Source organism: Pedobacter sp. 10L46_2, from assembly GCF_056395165.1.
The window spans coordinates 1-20,402 of sequence record NZ_JBFTIZ010000098.1; the positions used below are offsets into that span (position 1 = coordinate 1).

The window sequence follows — 20,402 nt, forward strand, 5'->3', positions numbered from 1 at the left end:
ATATAAGGAAGGTATTTGCTCAGATGAAGAAAAACTGCTGGTAGAGCATTGGTATGAAAATATCAATGACAGCGGTTTTGATTTGGATGAGCAATTGGCCGAACATGATCTGGCAAGTGTGTGGACGCGCTTGCAAACGGATATCACCGATAAGCCTTTACAAAAAACAAAGCATACTATTTCCTACATTTTACGGATTGCCGCAGTGATTTTACTGTGTGCATTCCTGTGTGGTGGTGCTTACTACTTTATTTCTTATAATAAGCCTCTTAAAGAAAACAATGAAATAGCAGATAAGCCGATGGATGATGTTGCTCCGGGTGGGAACAAAGCAACATTAAAACTTGCCAACGGTAGTATTATTGTTTTAGATAAGGCAGGAAATGGAGTATTAGCAGAGGAATCTGGCCTGAAAATAACAAAAACAGAAGATGGTAAAGTTGTTTACAGCCAGTCAAATGGCAATGCAAGTGGGAATAACGAAGTAGGCAAGAATGTGATTGCCACCCCTCGCAGCGGTCAGTATCAGGTAACGCTGCCCGACGGGACCAGAGCGTTGTTGAATGCTGAATCATCCATTACCTATCCAGTGCTTTTTGCAGGTAATGAGAGGCGGGTTGACATAAGTGGCGAGGTTTACTTTGAAGTAGCAAAAGATAAAAAAAGACCTTTCAGGGTGTTTGTAGACAACATGAAAGTAGAGGTTTTGGGTACCCACTTCAATGTTTCTGCTTACAAAGAAGATAAAGACATTTCTACAACCTTATTTGAGGGTTCACTTGATGTGATCAAGGGGGCTGATAGAACACGACTTGTGCCGGGCAGATTGGCGAGATGGAATAAAAAGAAAGAAAATCTGGAGAATTTGCCTGCCGATTTGGAAGAAGCCATGGCCTGGAAAAATGGTGATTTTGTTTTCAATAAAGAGAATATACAGCTTATTATGGTGAAGCTTTCTCGCTGGTATGATGTAACTGTTGTGTATAAGGGTAATATGTCGGGACTGAACTTCAGTGCAAAAATATCTCGTAAAAGTACCATTTCTGAGGTACTTGAACTATTTCAGCTAACAGAATCAATGAAATACAACATTAAAGGAAGGGAGGTCACAATTAGCAATTAAGTACTATCTGAATCAAACCTATTAACCTTAAACCAAAACATTCATGAAAATTGATCTAACCTATAAACCGCCTTCTATATTATTTAGAAGGCTAATGAGAATATTATGTTTATTACTGATACTATTAACTGCCCAGATCACAGCTTCGGCATATGCACAAAGAATCACCCTTGCTGAAGAAAATGCCTCTCTGGAAGTAGTATTAAAAAAAATAAGTAAACAATCTAACTACGATTTTGCCTTTAATTCGGACATGCTGAAAGATGTAAATCCGGTAAATGTGAAATTAACCAATGCAACCCTTAAGGAAACACTTGATGCTGTTTTTAAAGACCAGCCGCTTACCTATGTGATTACCAAGAATACGGTTGTTGTAAAGAAAAAACTTGCTAAAAAAACTGCTGCTATTATGCAGGAAAGCGCTATGCAGGTATTAATATCTGGAATTGTAAAAGATTCAAAAGGCTTGCCCTTGCCGGGGGTAAGTGTAAAAGTAAAAGGGGGAACTGCCGGCGCTGTTACGGGAAACGACGGAAAATACAGCATCTCAGTTCCTGAAGATAATGGGGTTCTGGTATTTAGTTTTGTTGGATACACCACTCAGGAAATTCCTGTATCCACAAATAAAACCATTGATGTTACACTTTTAGAAGACACGTCTGCACTGCAGGAAGTAGTAGTGGTAGGATATGGTACCCAAAAGAAAGTGAATTTGACCGGAGCTGTATCTTCTGTTGACTTTACCAAGGAAATGGATAACCGGCCTATTACAAATGCTTCGCAGGCATTGTCGGGCAAGGTAACCGGCGTATGGGTAAGTCAGAATTCGGGATCTCCGGGCAGTGACGGCGCAACATTAAGGGTTCGTGGATTTGGAACGTTAAATAACACAAACCCTTTGATTTTAATTGATGGAGTTGAAGGAAACTTAAATGAGCTGAATCCCAGCGATATTGCCTCTATGACGGTGCTTAAAGATGCTGCATCATCTGCCATTTATGGTTCAAGGGCTGCAAACGGGGTAGTGCTGGTAACTACAAAAAAAGGCAGTTATGATTCGCCTTCCCAATTATCTTACAATGGATATTATGGGGTTCAGAAACTGGGCCGTCGTTTTGATATTATAGACAATAGCGCGGAGTTTATGGGGATATGGAACAAAGCAGTGGCCAATAATGGTGGCGACCCGCTTTTCCCTCAGGAAGTGATTAGCGCTTTTGAAAATGGGACAGATCCTTTTCTATATCCAAACACCAATTTCTTTGATGAAGTTTTTACCACCGCCCCAATCCAGGAGCATAATGTTTCTGTAAAGGGTGGCTCTGAGCGTCAGAATTATTATTTGTCGTTTAATTATATGGATCAGGATGGTATAATTAAAGAAACTGATTCGAAGAGATTTGGGTTAAACCTGAACATGAACAGTAAGGTGAATAAGTGGATGGAGATAGGAGGAACGGTACAGGCAACCAGAAAAATTACGCAAAGGCCATATGATGAAATTAGCCGGGTGATGTACCTGATGCAGAATGGGGGGTATCCATTTACTGCTCCATATACCCGTGACGGCAAATTCGGTGCAACGCAGGCGCTTTATTTAAGCGGGCCAAACAAAGGTCAGCCAATAGTGGATACGAGGAACCCATTGCCTGATATGTATAACGGGCGCACACAATATGCAAACAACTTTATAAAAGGGAGTTTAAATGCTACCATTAAGTTTACCCCTGAACTTACGTTTAAGTCGCTTTATTCTGGTCAGTTTAATAACAACAGGAGAGATAGATTTAATCAGTTAAATTATGCATATACCGATAGTGGTATTAAGACAAGTGTTTTGGATTATCCTTCGACCATCAATAACTCGAGAACGAATGATGAGCAATTTTACTGGGCCTTTTTTAATACGCTTGATTTTAATAAAACATTTAATGAAGTGCATAACGTAACTGCCGTTGTGGGTATGCAGGTAGAAGAGAATCAGTTAAAAAATATGCTGAGTCAGCGGTCGGGACCTCCTAAAGAAGGCTTGTCTGAGGTAGATGCGGGTACTTTTAATCCGCTTGCTAATGGGAATACGACAGAATGGAGGATGCAGTCTTATTTCGGCAGGATCAATTATAACTTTAATGAGAAGTATTTGTTAGAGGCCAATTTAAGAGCCGATGCATCATCGAGATTCAGTGCTGGCAACAGGTGGGGCTTTTTTCCTGCTTTTTCTGCCGGATGGAGATTAAGTGAGGAGCGCTTTTTAAAGGATTTTAAAGCGATACAGAATTTAAAAGTAAGGGCTTCGTGGGGTCGTTTGGGGAATCAGAACATTAATGCAATTGCCGGAGATTATCCATATCTGTTATCCCTTACTCAGAATTATGGTTCTAGTTATAACCTTGGCGGTGCCTTGGTGCCGGGTGCAGCCATTACTGCGCTGGTAGACCGTAGTATTTCGTGGGAAACCACTGAGAGTACCAACATTGGTGTTGATTTTACGATGTTTAGCGGAAAGCTAAATGTTGAAATGGATTATTTTACTAAAAAAACATCAGATATTTTAGTGCGGTTGCCCATCCCTCAGATTTTAGGCGGAGTGAGTGCACCGGTAGAAAATGTGGGTAGGATGACGAATAAGGGATTTGAAACATCAATCTCCTATCAATCCAGAAACGGAGATGATGCATTTAACTATAGGGTTGGCGGAAACCTGACCTATGTAACCAATGAGGTAACTAAATTTAGAGGTGGGAAATCTCCTGATCAACTATACCTTATCCGTGAGGGTTATTCATTTCAATCGCTTTATGGCTTTAAATTCCAAGGTGTGTATCAGACAAATGAAGAGGCAAAGCAACATATGTCGAACAATGCTTATACGCCTACTGCCGGAGATTTGAAATATGAGGACGTAAATGGTGATGGTCGTTTGGATTATCAGGATAAGCAATCATTAGGTAATACAATTCCTAAGTTCACCTTTGGTTTAAATCTTGGTTTTAGCTATAAAAGCTGGAATTTAGATGTGGTAACTACTGGGGCYGCAGGTGTTAATGCTTTTACAAAAAGCAGATGGGCCGAGCCTTTGGGGATATCGGGCGGTGTAATTACCGAGCGTTGGAGAGATGCGTGGACACCTGAAAACAGGAGCAATACATTGCCTCATATTAAAGTAAATGATACGTGGAACAGGTATGAGTCATCGTTCTGGGTATCAAATCTTTCCTATTTTAAAATTAAAAATATACAGCTGAGCTATCAATTGCCAAAAAAACTGATAAACAGTTTAAAAATGGGTGGAATAAGTGTATATGCTAATTTCCAAAATTTACCTGCATTTGTTTCGGGTGATTATGAAGGGTTTGACCCGGAGAGAAATACGTTTGATGATGGCGGCGGCCTTTATCCAATACCCTTTATCAGTACGTTAGGTGTCAATTTACAATTTTAATAAGAGAAATTATGAAACGTATAATTAGTTTATTGTCGGTTATTCTTGTGTTCTTCTCTTCTTGTACTAAAGACTTTTTGGAGGTTACACCGGAAGATAGAATTACAGAGGATAATTTTTGGAAAAGCGAGGGGGATACTTACCTGGCACTTTATGGAGTGTACAATACTTTGCAGAGCAGGCATGTTTATGGCTATGGTGGCGGACTGGACGCTGCATCTCCAAATGCTTATCAGTGGGCACATTGGGAAGGAATGGAAATGCAGGTGGGCAACGGTACTATACAGCCCGGTGATGCAGGAATTGTAATTGAGCGCTGGAGAGATTGCTATAAGGGCATTAACAGAGCCAATTATTTTTTAGATAATGTAGATAAAGTTCCGATGCCCGATGCTACCAAAGAGGTAATGAAAGGCGAGGCTTACTTTTTGAGGGGCGTATTTTATTCGCTGCTGGTAAACACTTATGGTGGTGTTCCGATTTTTACCAAAACGATTTCTGTTGAGGAATCAAGAAATCTTGAGCGTGCCGATCTGGAAACATCGTGGGCTCAGGTGCATGCTGATTATGACGCTGCTATTGAAAGGTTGGATGTTGAAGCGCCGATAAAAGGCAGGGCTACTAAGGGAGCTGTGTATGGAATGAAGATGCGTGCTTATTTGTATCAGAAGAAATGGGATAAAGTAGTGGAGTACGCTGATAAAATAACTGCTTTGGGTATTTATAATCTGTTTCCTAGCTATTATGGCTTGTTTCAGGTGGCAAATGAAAATAACCAGGAAGTGTTGTTTGATGTGCAGTTTATGAGTGGCCCTTTTTCGCAGGGGAGTATATTTGACAGGTACTGGCAGCCTCAAAATTTGAAGTATGGTATTATTGGATCGAATTCTGTGGCACCTGTTCAAAATCTGGTTGATGCTTATGAAACGTTGGATGGTTCGCCGGTTAATGCTGCGGAACCGTACAAGAATAGAGATCCGAGATTGGATTTTACGATTTTAAGACCCGGAGCGTATTTTCAGGGGCAGTTGTATCCGGTTGAAATAAAGAACCATACTGGGCAAAAGGTGGGCTTCGGAATAAGGAAGTATACCATAGAAAACATGGAGGTAATTGCATCTGAATCGCCTTTGAATTTTATTGTTTTAAGGTATGCTGATGTGTTATTGTCTAAAGCTGAAGCTTTGATTGAGGGTCAGAATAAGAATATTCCTGAAGCTATTGCGCTGATTAACAAGATCAGAAACGGAAGAACGGATGTTAAGTTGCCTGCTTTGTCGACAGGATTAGGTTTAGAGGAAGCGAGAGAGAAATTACATAAAGAACGCCGGATTGAGCTTGCATTGGAAGGTTTGTATTGGGATGATGTTAGGAGGTGGGAAATTGGTCCTAAGATTTATCCACAGCAGGTAAAAGGAGCAAATGGGGAGTTGATAGATACGAAATTTGCGAATGGGTATGATCTGATTAGAAATCAGCTGCTGCCGATTCCGGACGGGGAAATTTCTTTAAACCCTAAGTTGATTCAGAACAAGGGGTATTAAAGTGCGGTAGTAAAGTAGGGCGGTTGTATTGAGGCATTCGTCATCCTGAATTTATTTCAGGATCCCGGAATTGTAATTCAAAACCTGCTTAAACGAGATCCTGAAGTAAATTCAGGATGACGAGCGGTTTATTAAACAGAAAGCCGGGACTTTGATTTTCCGGCTTTCTTAATACAAGCCTCCAAAAAATGATCAATACCTGTTGTAGCATAACCCAAAAGCCTTGAGTTTTCGCCAAGTTCAGATGATACAATTGTTGTTCTCTCTCTGATTTGCGTCATGCAATATGTATTAATTGCCTGTTGCATCGGCAGGGTGATGTATTGTTTGGCCTCGGCAATTTTCCCGCTTAAAATAATCAGTTCCGGATTAAACAACTGAATAAGTACAGCAATTCCCTTTCCCATATAAGTGCCAATATTAGATAGTAGCTGGATGGCATATTGATCGCCTTTATTTGCTGCTTCTATAATTACATCAGGTTCAATCCTTTGTAATTCTTCGTTAGAGAGTTTATTGAGCATAGAGTTTTTGCCCGATAAAATACCTTCTTTTGCCATTTCTGATAAAGCATTGCCCGAAGCGATGGTTTCCAGACAACCGTGTTTGCCGCAATAGCACAATGCGCCATTCTCTACAAAAGGGATATGGCCTAACTCTCCTGAAAAACCACAGGCACCTTTTCTTAATTTCCCATCCATTATAATTCCTAATCCAACACCCCAATCCATTAACAGAATCAAAGCATTTTGTTTACCTTTTGCCATTCCATGTGCAAATTCTGCCATTGATGATCCATTTACATCGTTCTGTATAATAACGGGTAGTTTCAGCGTGGTTTCAAATGCGGCCGTTAAAGAGGTGTTTTCCTGATCGCTAAGAAAATAACTATAGCTTTTGCCTTTTTCGGAATCAATTAAGCCGGGCATGCCAACACTACAACCAATTAGTTGGTCGTTGGTAATGTTTTGAGCTTTTAGAATACCCTCTACATGTGTACTTAAAATACTAAAGAAATCGGATCTGCTGCTTTTTGAGATGGGCAAAGCGATGGTTTTGGCATCAACTATATAGTTATAATTGTTATCCATAACTGCTATTTTGGTATGAAATAATTCAATATCAATGCAGAGGATCAGGATTTTTCTATCCCTTAAGCCGTATAAATCGGGCTTTCTGCCACCCATAGATATTCCGTAGCCTTTCTTTTCTACCCATTCTTCGTCAGTTAAATTAGTAATGAGTTTTAAAATACTTGGAGTACTCATGTTCATGGTATCACATAATGCAGAAACTGAACTTGGCCCTAAATTAAAAAGATGTTTCACAAGCTGATATTTATAGATCAGCTGCTTATCGCGTGTTGGTTTTGTTATGTTATTTAATAGACGAAGATCCATAGCTTTAATTACTCTATTTCGTTAAATATAGATAACTTATGTTAAAAAATCACAAAAGTATTTTTAATACGTAAATAAATTAATAATGTTTTGTGTTTTTGACAATTTCTCGCTAATATTAACAATGCAAGTATTCGATTTAGCAGTGCCTTTGGAGGTATTAAAAATTGAATACCCATACAACCATATATATTAACCTTGAAGAACCATAAAAAAAATGAATCCAACAGTCAATATTTAACCGGTATTTGACTCTGTACCAAATATGAGCCCGACGAACTTACTGCGAGTTAATTCTAACTGTGCGGTGATATGTTATTTTAGTGAAGCTCTGATATATGAAAACAATACAATTGAATATATAATTCACACATAAATGAAAATATGAAGCCTAAACAACCTAAAGAACCAGAAAACCAAAATTCGAGAAGAGATTTTATTAAGAAATCGGCTGTAGGACTTGCCGCATTTACTATTGTGCCAAGATATGTACTTGGAGGAACAGGATTTATTGCACCAAGTGATAAGCTTACCAAGGCTGTAATAGGCGTTGGCTCAATGGGACGTGGTCATTTTACATATGATGGAACTCAGGTAGTTGCTGTTTGTGATGTTGATAAAAGGCACCTTGATTTGGCAACATCTATGCTGGATAAAGGCGTTAAAACATTTAGCGATTATCGCGAACTGATTAAACTTCCTGAAGTTGATATTGTACACATTGCTACTCCGCCTCACTGGCATGGAATTATGGCAGTTGATGCTGCAAATGCAGGTAAAGATGTTTGGTGTGAAAAACCAATGACCCATACTATTGGAGAAGGTAAACGTGTAATGGAAGCTGTTCAAAAACATGGCAGAATGTTCCGTTTAAATACCTGGTTCCGCTTTAAAGATACTTTTTATGGAATGGGTACAACTGTAAAACCAATTAAGAAGTTGGTTGACAGCGGATTGTTGGGCTGGCCTTTAAAGGTTACTGTAGGTAAACATACAGGTTATGATTGGAAGTTTTACTGGGTAGGTAAGGATCACCTTGAGCCTCAGCCGGTACCTCCTGAATTGGATTACGACAGATGGCTTGGCCCTGCGCCTTATAAACCATATAATGCACACAGGGTTCATCAAACCTTCCGTGGTTACTGGGATTATGATGGTGGTGGCTTAAGTGATATGGGACAACATTATATTGACCCTATCCAGTACTTTTTAGGTAAAGATGATACCAGTCCGGTTTCTGTTGAAATTGATGCTCCGCAACAACATACTGATGCTGTTGGAATATGGAGGAGGATAACTTATACTTACGCTGATGGTTGTCAAATCATTTTAGATGGCGAAGGAAAGGATACTAACGTGCCTTACATTGAAGGACCTAAAGGTAAATTATACCCGGGCTTTAAATCGGATATTCCGGATTTAGAGCGTAAACTGGCCGCTTTCCCTGATCCGACACCACAAATGACCGACTTTGTTGAATCTGTTAAAACCAGACAGAAATTCGCTTTAAATGAAGAAAATGGACATCGTTCATGCAATATCGTTAACATCGGTTTAATTGCCTTGAGGTTGGGCCGTTCGTTAAAATTTGATCCGGTAAAACAAGAGTTTATTGATGATGAAGGCGCTAACAGATTAATTAACCCAGTAATGCGTGTACCTTTTACTATTTAATTAAGCAGTTCATTTAAACAATTCAGATTAACATTTTACACATATCATAATGATAAAAAAGATATTCTTTATCCTGTTGGCGGTTGTAATGCTGCAAGATGTGGCAAACGGACAGGCAAAAAAAGACGAACGAACCGTAACTACCCGCATTGCTGATTTACTTGCCCAGATGCCTGCGGCTGATGCTGAGCTATTTAAAAATAATGTAAACGACATAGCCAATCTTGGAGAAGAGGGTTATGTAACTTTAATAAGTGGCCTTAGCGCCCCAGGTAAAGGCAATAATTCATTAATTGAGTATACTGTTGGCGGATTTTCTGCTTACATCACTCAGAATGGAAAAGAAGACTGGAGAAAAATGGCGGTTGCTGCTTATTGCAAAGCCTTAGATAAATTAACTGATAAACAAAATAAATCGTTTATCATCAGTCAGTTTGATTTGGTTGGTAAAGATGACGCGGTTTCTTGTATACAAGGGTATTTAACTGACGACCAACTGGCAGATCCTGCGGCACGAGCTTTGGTTAAAATCAATACTCCGGCTTCGAAAGCAGCTTTATTGGCTGGCCTGGCAAAAGCGAACGGTGCTGCCAAACTTTCGATTATAGAATCGTTAGGCGACAGCCGCTTTAAAGAAGCCGCTCAGCCTATCAATGCTTTGGCATCCGATGGCGATGCAAATGTTGCTAAAGTAGCATTGTATGCACTTGCTTATATTGCAGATCCTTCGTCTGAAGCTGTATTTGCCGCTGCTGCTGATAAAAGTGGATTTAAATATGAAAACACTAATACTGCCGCAGTTTACCTGATCTACGCAGAACAATTGCTTAAAAATGGCAATAAAGAACTTGCTGAAAAAATTGCTAAAGATATAGCTGGCAAAGTAAACACTGATGAATTGGTAGGTGTGCGTACCGGTGCTTTAAAAGTATTGGTTGAAGCAAATAAAGACAATAACCAGGAGCTCCTTTTAGATGCTGCAGGCGATAAAAATGCTGAATATCGTGCTGCTGCTTTGAAATTTGCTGTACCATATGTAACCTCAGCTTCGACACCTCTTTGGGTTAAGAAATTAGGTAAAGTTGATGATGATGGAAAAGCCGGTATTTTAAGTATGCTTGGCCAAAGTGGTGCTAAAGAAGCTTTACCAGCGGTAATTAAGTTGCTTAAAAGTAAGAATGAGACTGTAAAGCTAGCTGCAATAAATGCTGCTGTTAATATTGGTCAGGACCAGGTGCTTGATGATTTGCTTAAGTTGGCAAGCAAAGGTGATACTGCTAATGTGACTGCGGTTTCTAACGCCATTCACAGAATGAAAGGAACAGGAATTACCGAAAAGATTGCTGCTGCTATTCCATCTGCGAAACCAAATGTACAGGTTGCATTAATCAATTTGCTTGCTTCGCGTGCTGCAAACGGTCAGTTAAATACAGTTTATGATCAGTTAAAAAGTAAAAATCCTGAAGTACAACAAGCTGCATACGCTGCTTTAAGTCACGTTGTTGTGAAAGAGAATTTACCTCAATTGTTTACTTTATTGAATGAAAGCTCTGGAGCTCAGGAAACTGCTGTACAGGAAGCTATTATTGCTGCAGTAAGTGGTGGTGGTGACAATTCACAACAGGTTGATGCAGTACTACAACAAATGGCTTCGGCACCTGAAAACAAGAGATTACTTTTCTACAAAGTTCTGGCAAGTTTAGGTGGCGAGAAATCGTTAAAGGCGGTTACTGATGCTTTTGCATCAGGTAACGAGCAAACTCAAAAAGCTGCGTTAGACGCATTGTCTGCATGGGTTGATGCCAGTGCAGCTCCTGAATTAATTAAGATTGCACGTGAGACTAAAAATACTGCTTTCCTGAATACTGCTATCAACGGATACCTGCGTTCGGTTAGAGAAGGTGTTTATCCTGCGGAGCAGAAGTTGTTATTACTTCGCAACGCGATGGCTGTGGCTCAAACCAATGAGCAAAAACAACAAATTTTAAAAGATGTTGAGCAAGCTAAATGTTTCAATGCAATTGTTTTTGCCGGTAAATATTTAGATGATGCTGCTTTACAGCAAGCTGCTGCAAATGCAGTAATGAACATTACACTTGCCGGAACATATAATGGTGACCTGGTTAAAGGTTTGTTAAACAAAACCATCGAGGTAATAACCGGTGGTGATAGTGGCTATCAGAAAGAAGGAATGCGTAAATACATTTCGGAAATGAAAGCAGGTGAGGGTTTTGTGTCTATGTACAACGGAACTGACCTTACCGGTTGGAAAGGTTTAGTGGCAGATCCGATTAAGCGTTCTAAAATGGATACTAAAACGCTTGCTGCTGAGCAGGAAAAAGCTGATGCCGAGGCACGCGATAGCTGGAAACCTGTTAATGGTGAGCTTCAGTTCATGAGTCATGGAAATAACCTTGCTACTGTTAAAAAGTATGGTGATTTTGAAATGCTTGTTGACTGGAAAATTATTGATGATAAAAAAGGAGAGGGTGATGCCGGTATTTATTTGCGTGGTACTCCACAAGTTCAAATCTGGGATAATGCCCGTACAAATGTAGGTGCTCAGGTTGGTTCTGGTGGCTTATACAACAATCAGGCTAATGAAAGCAAGCCACTTAAAGTTGCTGACAATAAACTTGACGAATGGAATACCTTCCGTATTTTGATGAAAGGTGATCGTGTTACCGTTTACTTAAACGGTGTATTGGTAACTGATAACGTAATCCTTGAAAACTACTGGGACAGAAGCCTTCCGATTTTTGCTGAAGAGCAAATCGAATTACAAGCACATGGTTCGCCAGTTGCTTATCGCGATCTTTACATCAGAGAAATCCCTCGTGCAAAACCATTTGAGTTAAGTGCACAAGAGAAAAAAGAAGGTTATAAAGTGCTGTTTGATGGTACAAACATGCACAGTTGGACAGGTAACACAGTTGATTATACTATTGAGGATGGAAATATTGCGATTCGTCCTAAACCAGGAAAAGGTTCAGGTGGTAACTTATTTACTAAAGAGGAATTTAGCGACTTTATTTACCGTTTTGAATTTAAATTAACTCCAGGTGCCAATAACGGATTGGGCATTAGAGCACCTTTAGAAGGTGATGCTGCTTATACAGGTATGGAACTTCAGATTTTAGATAATGAGGCTCCAATATATAAAGACCTTCATGTGTATCAGTACCATGGTTCTGTATATGGCACTTTACCAGCAAAAAGAGGTTTCCTTAAACCAGTTGGCGAATGGAATTATGAAGAAGTTGTCGTAAAAGGCCCTAAAATTAAAGTGATCCTTAATGGTACCGTAATTCTTGATGGCGACATTACTGAGGCTAGAAAGAATGGTGCTGCAGATGGTAAGGAACATCCGGGTTTATTACGCGACAGCGGCCACATTGGTTTCCTTGGACATGGCTCTCCTGTAGAATTCAGAAACATAAGAATCAAAGATTTAAGTAAAAAAGAGTCGGCTAAAGCCCCTGCAAGCAAAAAAGCTGCAGCTAAGAAATAGTAGGATTTCTATTTTTAGCTTTAATCGATCGTCATCCTAAATTTATTTCAGGATCTTGCAAGAGAAAGTCGGACTAGCAAAAAAATATAATAATAAAAAACATGACTGAAGATAAGTTAAACTCATCAGCAGATAATTCTAGAAGAAACTTTATTAAAACCAGCGCGCTTGCAGCCGCTGGTTTTATGATCGTGCCCCGACATGTATTGGGAGGAAAAGGATTTTTAGCGCCGAGCGATCGTTTACAGGTTGCCGGCGTTGGTGTTGGTGGAAAAGGTGAAAGTGATATAGCGAATATTTATAAAGGTGGTAAATCTGATATTGCATTTTTATGTGATGTTGATGATAGAAGGGCCGCTGGTTCTGTTAAGAGATTTCCGAAGGCGAAGTATTATAAAGACTATCGCCAGATGCTTGACAAGGAATCGAAAAACATTGATGGTGTTGTAGTTTCTACACCAGATCATAATCATGCTATGATAGCCCTGGCTGCAATGCAGCTTGGTAAACATGTTTATGTTCAGAAGCCTTTAACACATGATATTTATGAAGCACGTGTATTAACTGAAGCGGCAAAACGCTATCAGGTAGTTACACAAATGGGTAATCAGGGTGCTTCTGGTGACGGAGTAAGGCAATTGAAGGATTGGTGCGAGGCTGGTTTAATAGGTAAGGTACATACCGTATACTGCTGGACTGACCGCCCTGTTTGGCCTCAGGGAATTTCGTGGCCTGCTACTAATGGTGTTGTTCCTAAAGAATTGGATTGGGATTTGTGGTTGGGCAGTGCCCCATATAAGCCTTATATAGACAAAATGGTTCCGTTTAACTGGAGAGGCTGGTGGGATTATGGTACAGGTGCAATTGGCGATATGGGTTGTCACCTTGTAGAACCTCCATTTAGCATTTTAGGTCTTGATACGCCTCTTGATGTTCAATGCAGTGTGGGTAGTGTGTATGTGGATGAATTTAAGAGGGGGTATTTCCCTGAAAGTTGTCCGCCATCAAGTCACGTGATCATGACCTTTAAGGGAACGAAAAGAACGAAAGGTGATTTACAGCTTCACTGGATGGACGGTGGTATTAAGCCCGTGCGTCCGGTAGAGTTAGGACCTAATGAGGCATTTGGCGATAATGGTGTATTGTTTGAAGGAACCAAAGGAAAAATGATCTGTGATGTTTATGGATCTAACCCGAGATTGCTGCCTTTATCAAGGAATGAGCATGATCATACTAAACAGAAAACCCCTAGGGTACCAGGTGGTGAAGATGGCCATTATACACAATGGGCCGAAGCTGCGATTGCAGGTTATGGAAAGATAGAATTAAGTTCTCCTTTTGAAATTGCAGGACCGCTTACAGAAACGCTATTAATAGCAAACCTGGCCATTAGAGGAACCGATGTTCAGCGGAGAAATGCTGATGGTGGAATCAGTTATCCAGGCAGAGACATTAAACTGATCTGGGATAAAGCGAATCTTAAGGTTACTAACTTTGATGAGGTGAACCAATTTGTTAAACGTAATTATCGTGCAGGATGGAGTTTGGGAGTGTAAATTTGCGTGTTCTGGTTGTTGGATGCGGTAACATGGGTAAATCTCATGCTATGGCCTATCACACCTTAGACGGCTTTGAAATATGTGGAATTGTATCGACCGGTAACAGTAAGGTTGTTGTAAATGAAAAGCTGGGTGGAGGTTATCGGCTGTTCAGTGATTTTTATGAGGCGCTTGAGGCTACAAAGCCTGATGCAGTTTGCATTTCTACTTATCCGGATACTCATGAGGCTTTTGCCGTTAAAGCACTGGAGAGCGGCTGCCACGTATTTATAGAGAAGCCTCTGGCGGATTCTGTAGAAGGTGCGGAGCGTGTTGCTGAAGCTGCGAGAAAGGCCGGTAAGAAACTGGTTGTTGGTTATATATTGCGTTATCACCCTTCATGGGAGAAGTTTATTGAACTTTCGCAGCAAATGGGTAAACCACTGGTAATGCGGATGAACCTGAATCAGCAAAGCCATGGTTCGAAATGGACCGTACACCGTAACCTGATGAAAAGTTTAAGCCCCATAGTAGACTGTGCGGTGCATTATATTGATGTGATGTGCCAGATGACCAGATCAAGGCCTGTTCAGGTAAGTGCTATTGGTGCCCGGCTTACCGATGAAATACCTGAATGGAATTACAATTACGGGCAACTTCAAATTCGTTTTGAGGATGGTTCAGTTGGCTGGTACGAAGCAGGCTGGGGCCCAATGGTTAGTGAAACAGCCTTTTTTATTAAAGATGTTTTTGGCCCGAAGGGCGCGGTATCTATAGTTGCCAAAGAAGCATCGAAATCAGGAAAATCAGATTCAATTGATTCACATACTAAAACAGAATCAATAAAAGTACATTATGCTGATCTGGATAAAGATGATGAGTTTGCCAGGACCGATGAGTGGGTTGATCTTAAAGATGAACCGGATCATCAGGAACTATGTAATCGTGAGCAACGCTTTTTTCTGAGAGCTATTCAGGAAGATCTGGACCTTACTGATGCAACTGAAGATGCGGTTAATAGTTTAAGGATTGCATTTGCCTGTGATGAATCGGTGAGGACAGGGCAAATGGTGGTGTTGTAGTCATTTTTATTAACAATGGGAATAGGATGTGGAAAAAATGATTAGAGATTATGAAACATTGATTTGGTGCAAATCCAATAATTATTACCTTTAGAGCGTTATATCAAATATTTTTAAAATCTTAACTTAAGAAAAACATGGAAAAATTTTCAAAACTTAAACAACTTATTGCTGGAATCGAAGCAGATGCAGACAAATTTTATAATTCAGGTAATGGCGCAGCCGGTACTAGAGTTCGTAAAGCAATGCAGGATCTAAAAGGACTTGCTCAAGAGATCCGTACTGAGGTTACTGAGAAGAAAAATGCTAAATAGTATTATTTGAATTATACGAAAGGCCTGCAAGAGATTGCGGGCCTTTTTTTGTTTTATGCCATCGTCATTCTGACCTCGAAGAAGCTGCGAGGTCAGGATGACGTGGTGGTGATAGCGACGTGCAAATGTGAAAATATTTACTGCCCAGGCAACCTTGTTGTTTCTTACTCCGTACTAGGAGATATAAGTTCATTAAAACTTAAATAAGGCAGTAGCTCAATTAAATATGAATAGGATAAGAAAAATAACCCGATTGTTGGTGGTACTCATGCTGCTGCATTTTAGTGCCGGGGCGCAGAACTTTGTGAGCAAAAATATTAGAATAGGCTTATTCTCATCTACACCGCTAGAGGATATAAGGGCTGTAAGCGATAACGGTAATGCTGTTCTTGTTGCCAAAACCAGAGAAATAGTTGTGCAGCTAGCCGTTAAGACGCTTGAGTTTGACAGAAAGCTTATGCAGGAGCATTTCAACGAAAATTATATAGAGAGTGACAAATATCCTTATGCAAAATTTAAAGGGGTGATAGACCAGCCAGTGGATTTTACCAAAGATGGTAATTATGCTGTAACGGTTACAGGTATTCTTTCTGTACATGGAGTAGATAAGAAACGAACAATTCCAGGAAAAGTAACCGTAACCAATGGGGTTGTACAAATCAGTACAGAATTTAAAGTTGCCTGTGTGGATCATGATATTAAAATACCAAAGCTGGTGTTTACCAAGATTGCTGAGTTTATTACGATAAAAGCTGAAGGTAAGTTCAATTCATTAAAATAACCAAACCCATGAATAAGATTAAATATTTACTGATTTCCTTTTCGCTTTTTACACTGCATGCTCGAGCTCAGGAAGCGGACTCATTGTTAAAAGCCCTGGACAGCGGGGGTGTAGCTACTACTGTAGATGCCGCCTTTAAGTCAACACATGTAGTTTTATCTCACTCAAGTGAAACTCAAAAGAAACATGATCTGGATCTCAGGATCCGTCACCATTTTGGTGATATAGGCGGACGTTTTGGAAGTGCACACACTTTATACGGCCTGGATGTTGCAACAGATTTGTTTATTGGATTGGATTATGGGGTTACCGATGATTTTACTGTTGCAATAGGAAGAAGTAAGCAAGACGAACTTTTCAACTTTTCGGGTAAGTACAAGCTGCTAAAACAGAAGAGTAATAGTTCGATGCCGATTAATATGACCCTCTTTGCCCAGCTTGGCTGGATTGCCAGGGAGCCATTTAATGATGGCGAGTTTGGACAATATAGTGACAGATTCTCTTATTTCTTTCAATCTATTATATCACGTAAGTTTTCATCGCGCCTCTCTCTTGAGGTAATGCCAGGGTTTTTAGTGCGAAATAATATTGAGGATAGCGGTGATTCCAAAAACCTGTTTTCCCTTGGTTTTGCGGGAAGAATGAAAATTACTAAACGACTTTCTTTTATTGCCGATTACACTGTTGTAAATGGATTATCGAGACCCAAAGATTTAACGGAAACTTATTACAATCCATTTGGTGTTGGTTTGGAAATAGAAACCGGAGGGCATATTTTCTCTTTAAACTTCATGAATTCGGAGTATATAGTGGAAAATAATTTCATTCCAAATACTAAAAAATCGTGGAGCAAAGGCGGGGTTCGTTTTGGCTTCACTATATCAAGAAACTTTACCCTGTTTAAGTCAAAAAATCAGGATCCGGACAAGAAATCAAAAATTTACTAAACTAAAATCAAAAACTATGGAACGTGACGAATTTATCAAATCATTAGGGCTTGGCCTTGCATTGGTTTGCACAGGAACATGCCTTTCGAGCTGTGGAAAAAGTGGAAATGATGGTCCTGACGACAAACCTGATCCAGGACCAGGAAATAATACTGCCACAGTAGATCTTTCAACTCAACTAAAGGCTGTGGGTGACCAGGCGAAAGTAAATGGCGTATTGTTTTTTAGGATAGCTGATGGAAATACTGCTGCAGCATTTGTAGCAACAGAATCTATTTGTCCGCATCAGGGAGGTAGCTTGGTATGGAAACAGGCAGATAATAAAATACAATGTCAGTTGCACTTTTCTGAATACGCTACCAATGGATCCGTACTTCAGGGACCACAAGGTACGACCGGAAATACAAGAACGCTGAAAATTTATAGCACAGCTATTAGCGGAAGCAAACTTACAGCTACCATTGCATAGTAATTATCCCTTTTAGTAGCTTCATTTCTTTTAATGAAAATATTTATTTAGATTTCTTGATAATGTTGGTACGATATATGTAAATTGTACATAGTTATTAGGCTAATCTGACAGCAGAGTAACAGATATTCAATCAGCTATTTAAAAAGTTATGAAAAAACTACTTTCACTAATTGCTATGCTCAGTTTCTGTGTGAGCTTAAGTATGGCACAAACTGCTTCAACTGCTACTGCTAAAAAAGCAGCGACAACAAAAGCAAAAAAAGAAACTTCGAAAGCTAAAGAGACTGCTGCTGAGGCGAAGAAGGAAGCTGCAAAGGCTAAGGCTGATGCTAAAAAAGAAGCAACAGCAACCGCAAAGAAAGAAGCAGCAAAGGCTAAAGCTGACGCTAAARAAGAAGCAACTGCTAAGACCAAAGCAACAGCCGATGCAAAAAAAGATGCAACCGAAAAGGTTAAAAAAGAAACTACAACTGCAAAAACTAAAGCTAAAGCAGAAGCAACCACTGCAGGAGCAAGATTAAAAAAAGATGGTACGCCCGATAAACGTTTTGCGAAAACAGCTGCAGCTCCAGCTAGTGATATAAAACTTAAAAAAGATGGCACACCGGATAAGCGTTTTTCTGCTACAGCTGCCAAAGAAAAAGCAGAGGCTCCTGTGAAGGAAGTTAAAAAGGAAGTAACAACAGTGAAAAAACAAACAACTACCGCTGTTGCCAATGCTGCTAATAAAGATTATAAGCCAACTGTAGATAGAACGCTGAAAGGCCCTAATTCTGAAGTAATTTATACCGGCCCGCGTGGAGGTAAATATTACATCAACAAAAATGGCAACAAAACTTATATTAAAAGTAATAAAAAAGGCATCCAATTCCGGATGCCTTTTTTATTTTATTCTTTATCGCCAATTAACGTTCCTGATACATTCCAGGCGCTAAAACTTCCTCCCTCTGGTTTCCCTAACGGTATTGCTACCTGAAAGGTGTGTTTGCCAGGTTTAAGATCCGGTAAAGGGATTTCAACAGGTAAGGTAATTGTTCCAGGACACCAGTTAGAGCGGCTAAGATCCGAAGAGGACAAACCATTCCCAAAATTGCCTGAAGCAGGGTTTAAATATCTGTATGTTGCACAATCCTCTCGCCATGGAATAAAGTGATATACTCTTTTGCCATCCATAAAGATTTCGTTTTGTTTTGGTACAAATTCATCTCCGCCACCCCAGCCACCGTGACCAGTTGTAAGATATCTCATTTTTAGGTTTTTTACACCTTGCGGGATCTCCACAGTTACGGTAAGAGAATCCTGATCGAACATTGTGCCGTATTCCTGTCCCGACATTTCCATTAAATTGGTTGTGTTAAAAGCAGGCATTAACCATTTCTTTTCCTCTTTTTGACTTTCGCCCTCATAGCCTGGATAGTATTTGAAGTACAGACTGGCTTTATGTCCGCCTTTATCATAGTTTCCTATAAAAACGCCTATCCACACTTCTCCTTGCAAACGCGGTAATAAGGATGTGATATCCTGTTTGTAGACAACCGAATCGGCCCAGTTATACCCTTTTATTTTTGCCTGTGGATTAAAATGGTTTACCCCAAAAGAAGTGAAAAAACGCATTAACTCAAGCGGAGGTAAATAGTTGTCGGTAGCCGTAACTCCTTGGTATTTCTTTCCATTTCTGGCTGAATAAACAGGAAGTACCTGAATACCGCTCTGCAAAGCATTAAGATAAGAGATGGATTTGTCGGTAGGGATCATAAACACAGAACCTGTACGGTCATATGCGTCCCCGTTAGAATGTTGTGCTAATTCGATAAATAATTGTTGACCAACTTTTGTTGGCGGTAGCTTTACTTTCTTAAGAATAACAGTTCCACCAGAGAAATGGTAAGTGACATTAGATTGTTCTCCGACAGGATTTTCTGTTTTGTTGCCAAAACTAATCTGCTCATTATTGAAAATGGTAAGCGTAGTGTAGCGGCTTTCGATTACTTGTCGCTGGTATGCTGGTTCATCTAACATGGTACCCCAGCTTTTTGGCCAGGCAAGTTCTTCGGGGGTTACTGTACGGTACTCGATGTTCTTTGCAAAGGTTTCGGAATTACCATTACGAATGGTTTTAAGAACTAAGCCTAATTCGGGGGCAATTGAAATGCTTGGTGTTCCTTTAATTTTAAGGTCGTTTGTATACCACACCTCGATGGTGTTGGAACGAACAAAGACTTTAGCCTTTTTACAGGGAATGCCCAATATTGTGTCTATTCCTGGAAGCAATTCTGGTTTTACGTATTCAGAGAAGGGCTTTTTAAGTGTGTATGCTATAGCATTGCTGTTTTGTATCTGATAACTTGCCTTTTGAGCAATTTGCAGATACTGCTGTTCGGTCTGACGACCCTGAGGTACCAGATGTACCTGGTTACCTTTAACGAACATTTTTTGCTCTGCCTTTGTTTCTTTTCCGTTATTTCGGAATCCATAGGTAACAACAGCTTCCTTGGCTTTTGTGTTTATTTGTGAAAACGATGGAGCACTGATTAAAAATAGTGCAAACCCTAATAGAACTACTCTCATGGGGCA

The 20,402-nt window shown here is 39.9% G+C and carries 14 protein-coding genes; 12 read left to right on the plus strand and 2 right to left on the minus strand.

Going from position 1 to position 20,402, the window contains the following annotated elements; all coding sequences use genetic code 11:
• The 3 genes from AC1DDX_RS12635 to AC1DDX_RS12645 all read left to right on the plus strand — a co-directional run.
• Nucleotides 1-1,123 (plus strand): FecR family protein (locus tag AC1DDX_RS12635; RefSeq protein ID WP_477622112.1); only part of this gene is annotated, 1,123 nt, incomplete at its 5' end.
• A gap of 43 nt (nucleotides 1,124-1,166) precedes the next feature.
• A complete protein-coding gene (locus AC1DDX_RS12640) occupies nucleotides 1,167-4,565 on the plus strand; it encodes a TonB-dependent receptor (protein ID WP_288883927.1) in 3,399 nt (1,132 codons plus the stop codon).
• An 11-nt stretch (nucleotides 4,566-4,576) separates the two neighbouring features.
• The gene (locus tag AC1DDX_RS12645; protein WP_172660276.1) at nucleotides 4,577-6,109 is read left to right on the plus strand and encodes a RagB/SusD family nutrient uptake outer membrane protein; all 1,533 of its coding nucleotides are present in this window, start codon (nucleotides 4,577-4,579) and stop codon (nucleotides 6,107-6,109) included.
• 131 nt (nucleotides 6,110-6,240) lie between these two features.
• On the opposite strand, the gene AC1DDX_RS12650 is transcribed toward AC1DDX_RS12645, so the two are convergent.
• Complete coding sequence (locus tag AC1DDX_RS12650) at nucleotides 6,241-7,509, minus strand: ROK family protein (RefSeq protein WP_172660277.1); 1,269 nt, start codon at nucleotides 7,507-7,509, stop codon at nucleotides 6,241-6,243.
• Between the two features lie 384 nt (nucleotides 7,510-7,893).
• On the opposite strand from AC1DDX_RS12650, the gene AC1DDX_RS12655 reads away from it, so the two are divergent.
• From AC1DDX_RS12655 to AC1DDX_RS12695, 9 genes are all read left to right on the plus strand, one after another.
• Nucleotides 7,894-9,183 (plus strand): Gfo/Idh/MocA family oxidoreductase, encoded by a 1,290-nt coding sequence (locus AC1DDX_RS12655; RefSeq protein WP_477612341.1) that lies wholly within the window; start codon nucleotides 7,894-7,896, stop codon nucleotides 9,181-9,183.
• Nucleotides 9,184-9,232: 49 nt separating this feature from the next.
• A complete protein-coding gene (locus AC1DDX_RS12660) occupies nucleotides 9,233-12,694 on the plus strand; it encodes a 3-keto-alpha-glucoside-1,2-lyase-like domain-containing protein (protein ID WP_337718226.1) in 3,462 nt (1,153 codons plus the stop codon).
• Between the two features lie 101 nt (nucleotides 12,695-12,795).
• Complete coding sequence (locus AC1DDX_RS12665; RefSeq protein ID WP_172660280.1) at nucleotides 12,796-14,250, plus strand: Gfo/Idh/MocA family protein; 1,455 nt, start codon at nucleotides 12,796-12,798, stop codon at nucleotides 14,248-14,250.
• Nucleotides 14,232-15,314, plus strand: coding sequence for a Gfo/Idh/MocA family protein (locus AC1DDX_RS12670; protein ID WP_172660281.1), 1,083 nt, complete (start codon nucleotides 14,232-14,234; stop codon nucleotides 15,312-15,314). Before AC1DDX_RS12665 ends, AC1DDX_RS12670 begins: the two co-directional genes overlap by 19 nt.
• 137 nt (nucleotides 15,315-15,451) lie before the next feature.
• A complete protein-coding gene (locus AC1DDX_RS12675; RefSeq protein ID WP_048906218.1) occupies nucleotides 15,452-15,628 on the plus strand; it encodes a hypothetical protein in 177 nt (58 codons plus the stop codon).
• A gap of 226 nt (nucleotides 15,629-15,854) precedes the next feature.
• Nucleotides 15,855-16,409 (plus strand): YceI family protein, encoded by a 555-nt coding sequence (locus tag AC1DDX_RS12680; protein WP_172660282.1) that lies wholly within the window; start codon nucleotides 15,855-15,857, stop codon nucleotides 16,407-16,409.
• A gap of 8 nt (nucleotides 16,410-16,417) precedes the next feature.
• Nucleotides 16,418-17,356 (plus strand): DUF5777 family beta-barrel protein, encoded by a 939-nt coding sequence (locus tag AC1DDX_RS12685; RefSeq protein WP_172660283.1) that lies wholly within the window; start codon nucleotides 16,418-16,420, stop codon nucleotides 17,354-17,356.
• A 16-nt stretch (nucleotides 17,357-17,372) separates the two neighbouring features.
• On the plus strand, nucleotides 17,373-17,825 hold the full coding sequence (locus tag AC1DDX_RS12690; RefSeq protein WP_172660284.1) for a QcrA and Rieske domain-containing protein: 453 nt from the start codon (nucleotides 17,373-17,375) through the stop codon (nucleotides 17,823-17,825).
• A gap of 151 nt (nucleotides 17,826-17,976) precedes the next feature.
• On the plus strand, nucleotides 17,977-18,804 hold the full coding sequence (locus AC1DDX_RS12695; protein ID WP_477622113.1) for a hypothetical protein: 828 nt from the start codon (nucleotides 17,977-17,979) through the stop codon (nucleotides 18,802-18,804).
• On the opposite strand, the gene AC1DDX_RS12700 is transcribed toward AC1DDX_RS12695, so the two are convergent.
• Nucleotides 18,717-20,396: a PNGase F N-terminal domain-containing protein gene (locus AC1DDX_RS12700; protein ID WP_172660286.1), complete on the minus strand. Its 1,680-nt coding sequence runs from the start codon at nucleotides 20,394-20,396 to the stop codon at nucleotides 18,717-18,719. The two genes, AC1DDX_RS12695 and AC1DDX_RS12700, sit on opposite strands and share 88 nt — an antisense overlap.
• Between the last annotated feature and the right edge of the window lie 6 nt (nucleotides 20,397-20,402).

What these genes read in the sequence shown, in the direction of transcription:
- AC1DDX_RS12645 (WP_172660276.1), top strand. Translation starts at nt 4,577, where the DNA reads ATGAAACGTATAATTAGTTTATTGTCGGTTATTCTTGTGTTCTTCTCT.
- AC1DDX_RS12650 (WP_172660277.1), bottom strand. Translation starts at nt 7,509, where the DNA reads ATGGATCTTCGTCTATTAAATAACATAACAAAACCAACACGCGATAAG.
- AC1DDX_RS12655 (WP_477612341.1), top strand. Translation starts at nt 7,894, where the DNA reads ATGAAGCCTAAACAACCTAAAGAACCAGAAAACCAAAATTCGAGAAGA.
- AC1DDX_RS12660 (WP_337718226.1), top strand. Translation starts at nt 9,233, where the DNA reads ATGATAAAAAAGATATTCTTTATCCTGTTGGCGGTTGTAATGCTGCAA.
- AC1DDX_RS12665 (WP_172660280.1), top strand. Translation starts at nt 12,796, where the DNA reads ATGACTGAAGATAAGTTAAACTCATCAGCAGATAATTCTAGAAGAAAC.
- AC1DDX_RS12670 (WP_172660281.1), top strand. Translation starts at nt 14,232, where the DNA reads ATGGAGTTTGGGAGTGTAAATTTGCGTGTTCTGGTTGTTGGATGCGGT.
- AC1DDX_RS12675 (WP_048906218.1), top strand. Translation starts at nt 15,452, where the DNA reads ATGGAAAAATTTTCAAAACTTAAACAACTTATTGCTGGAATCGAAGCA.
- AC1DDX_RS12680 (WP_172660282.1), top strand. Translation starts at nt 15,855, where the DNA reads ATGAATAGGATAAGAAAAATAACCCGATTGTTGGTGGTACTCATGCTG.
- AC1DDX_RS12685 (WP_172660283.1), top strand. Translation starts at nt 16,418, where the DNA reads ATGAATAAGATTAAATATTTACTGATTTCCTTTTCGCTTTTTACACTG.
- AC1DDX_RS12690 (WP_172660284.1), top strand. Translation starts at nt 17,373, where the DNA reads ATGGAACGTGACGAATTTATCAAATCATTAGGGCTTGGCCTTGCATTG.
- AC1DDX_RS12700 (WP_172660286.1), bottom strand. Translation starts at nt 20,396, where the DNA reads ATGAGAGTAGTTCTATTAGGGTTTGCACTATTTTTAATCAGTGCTCCA.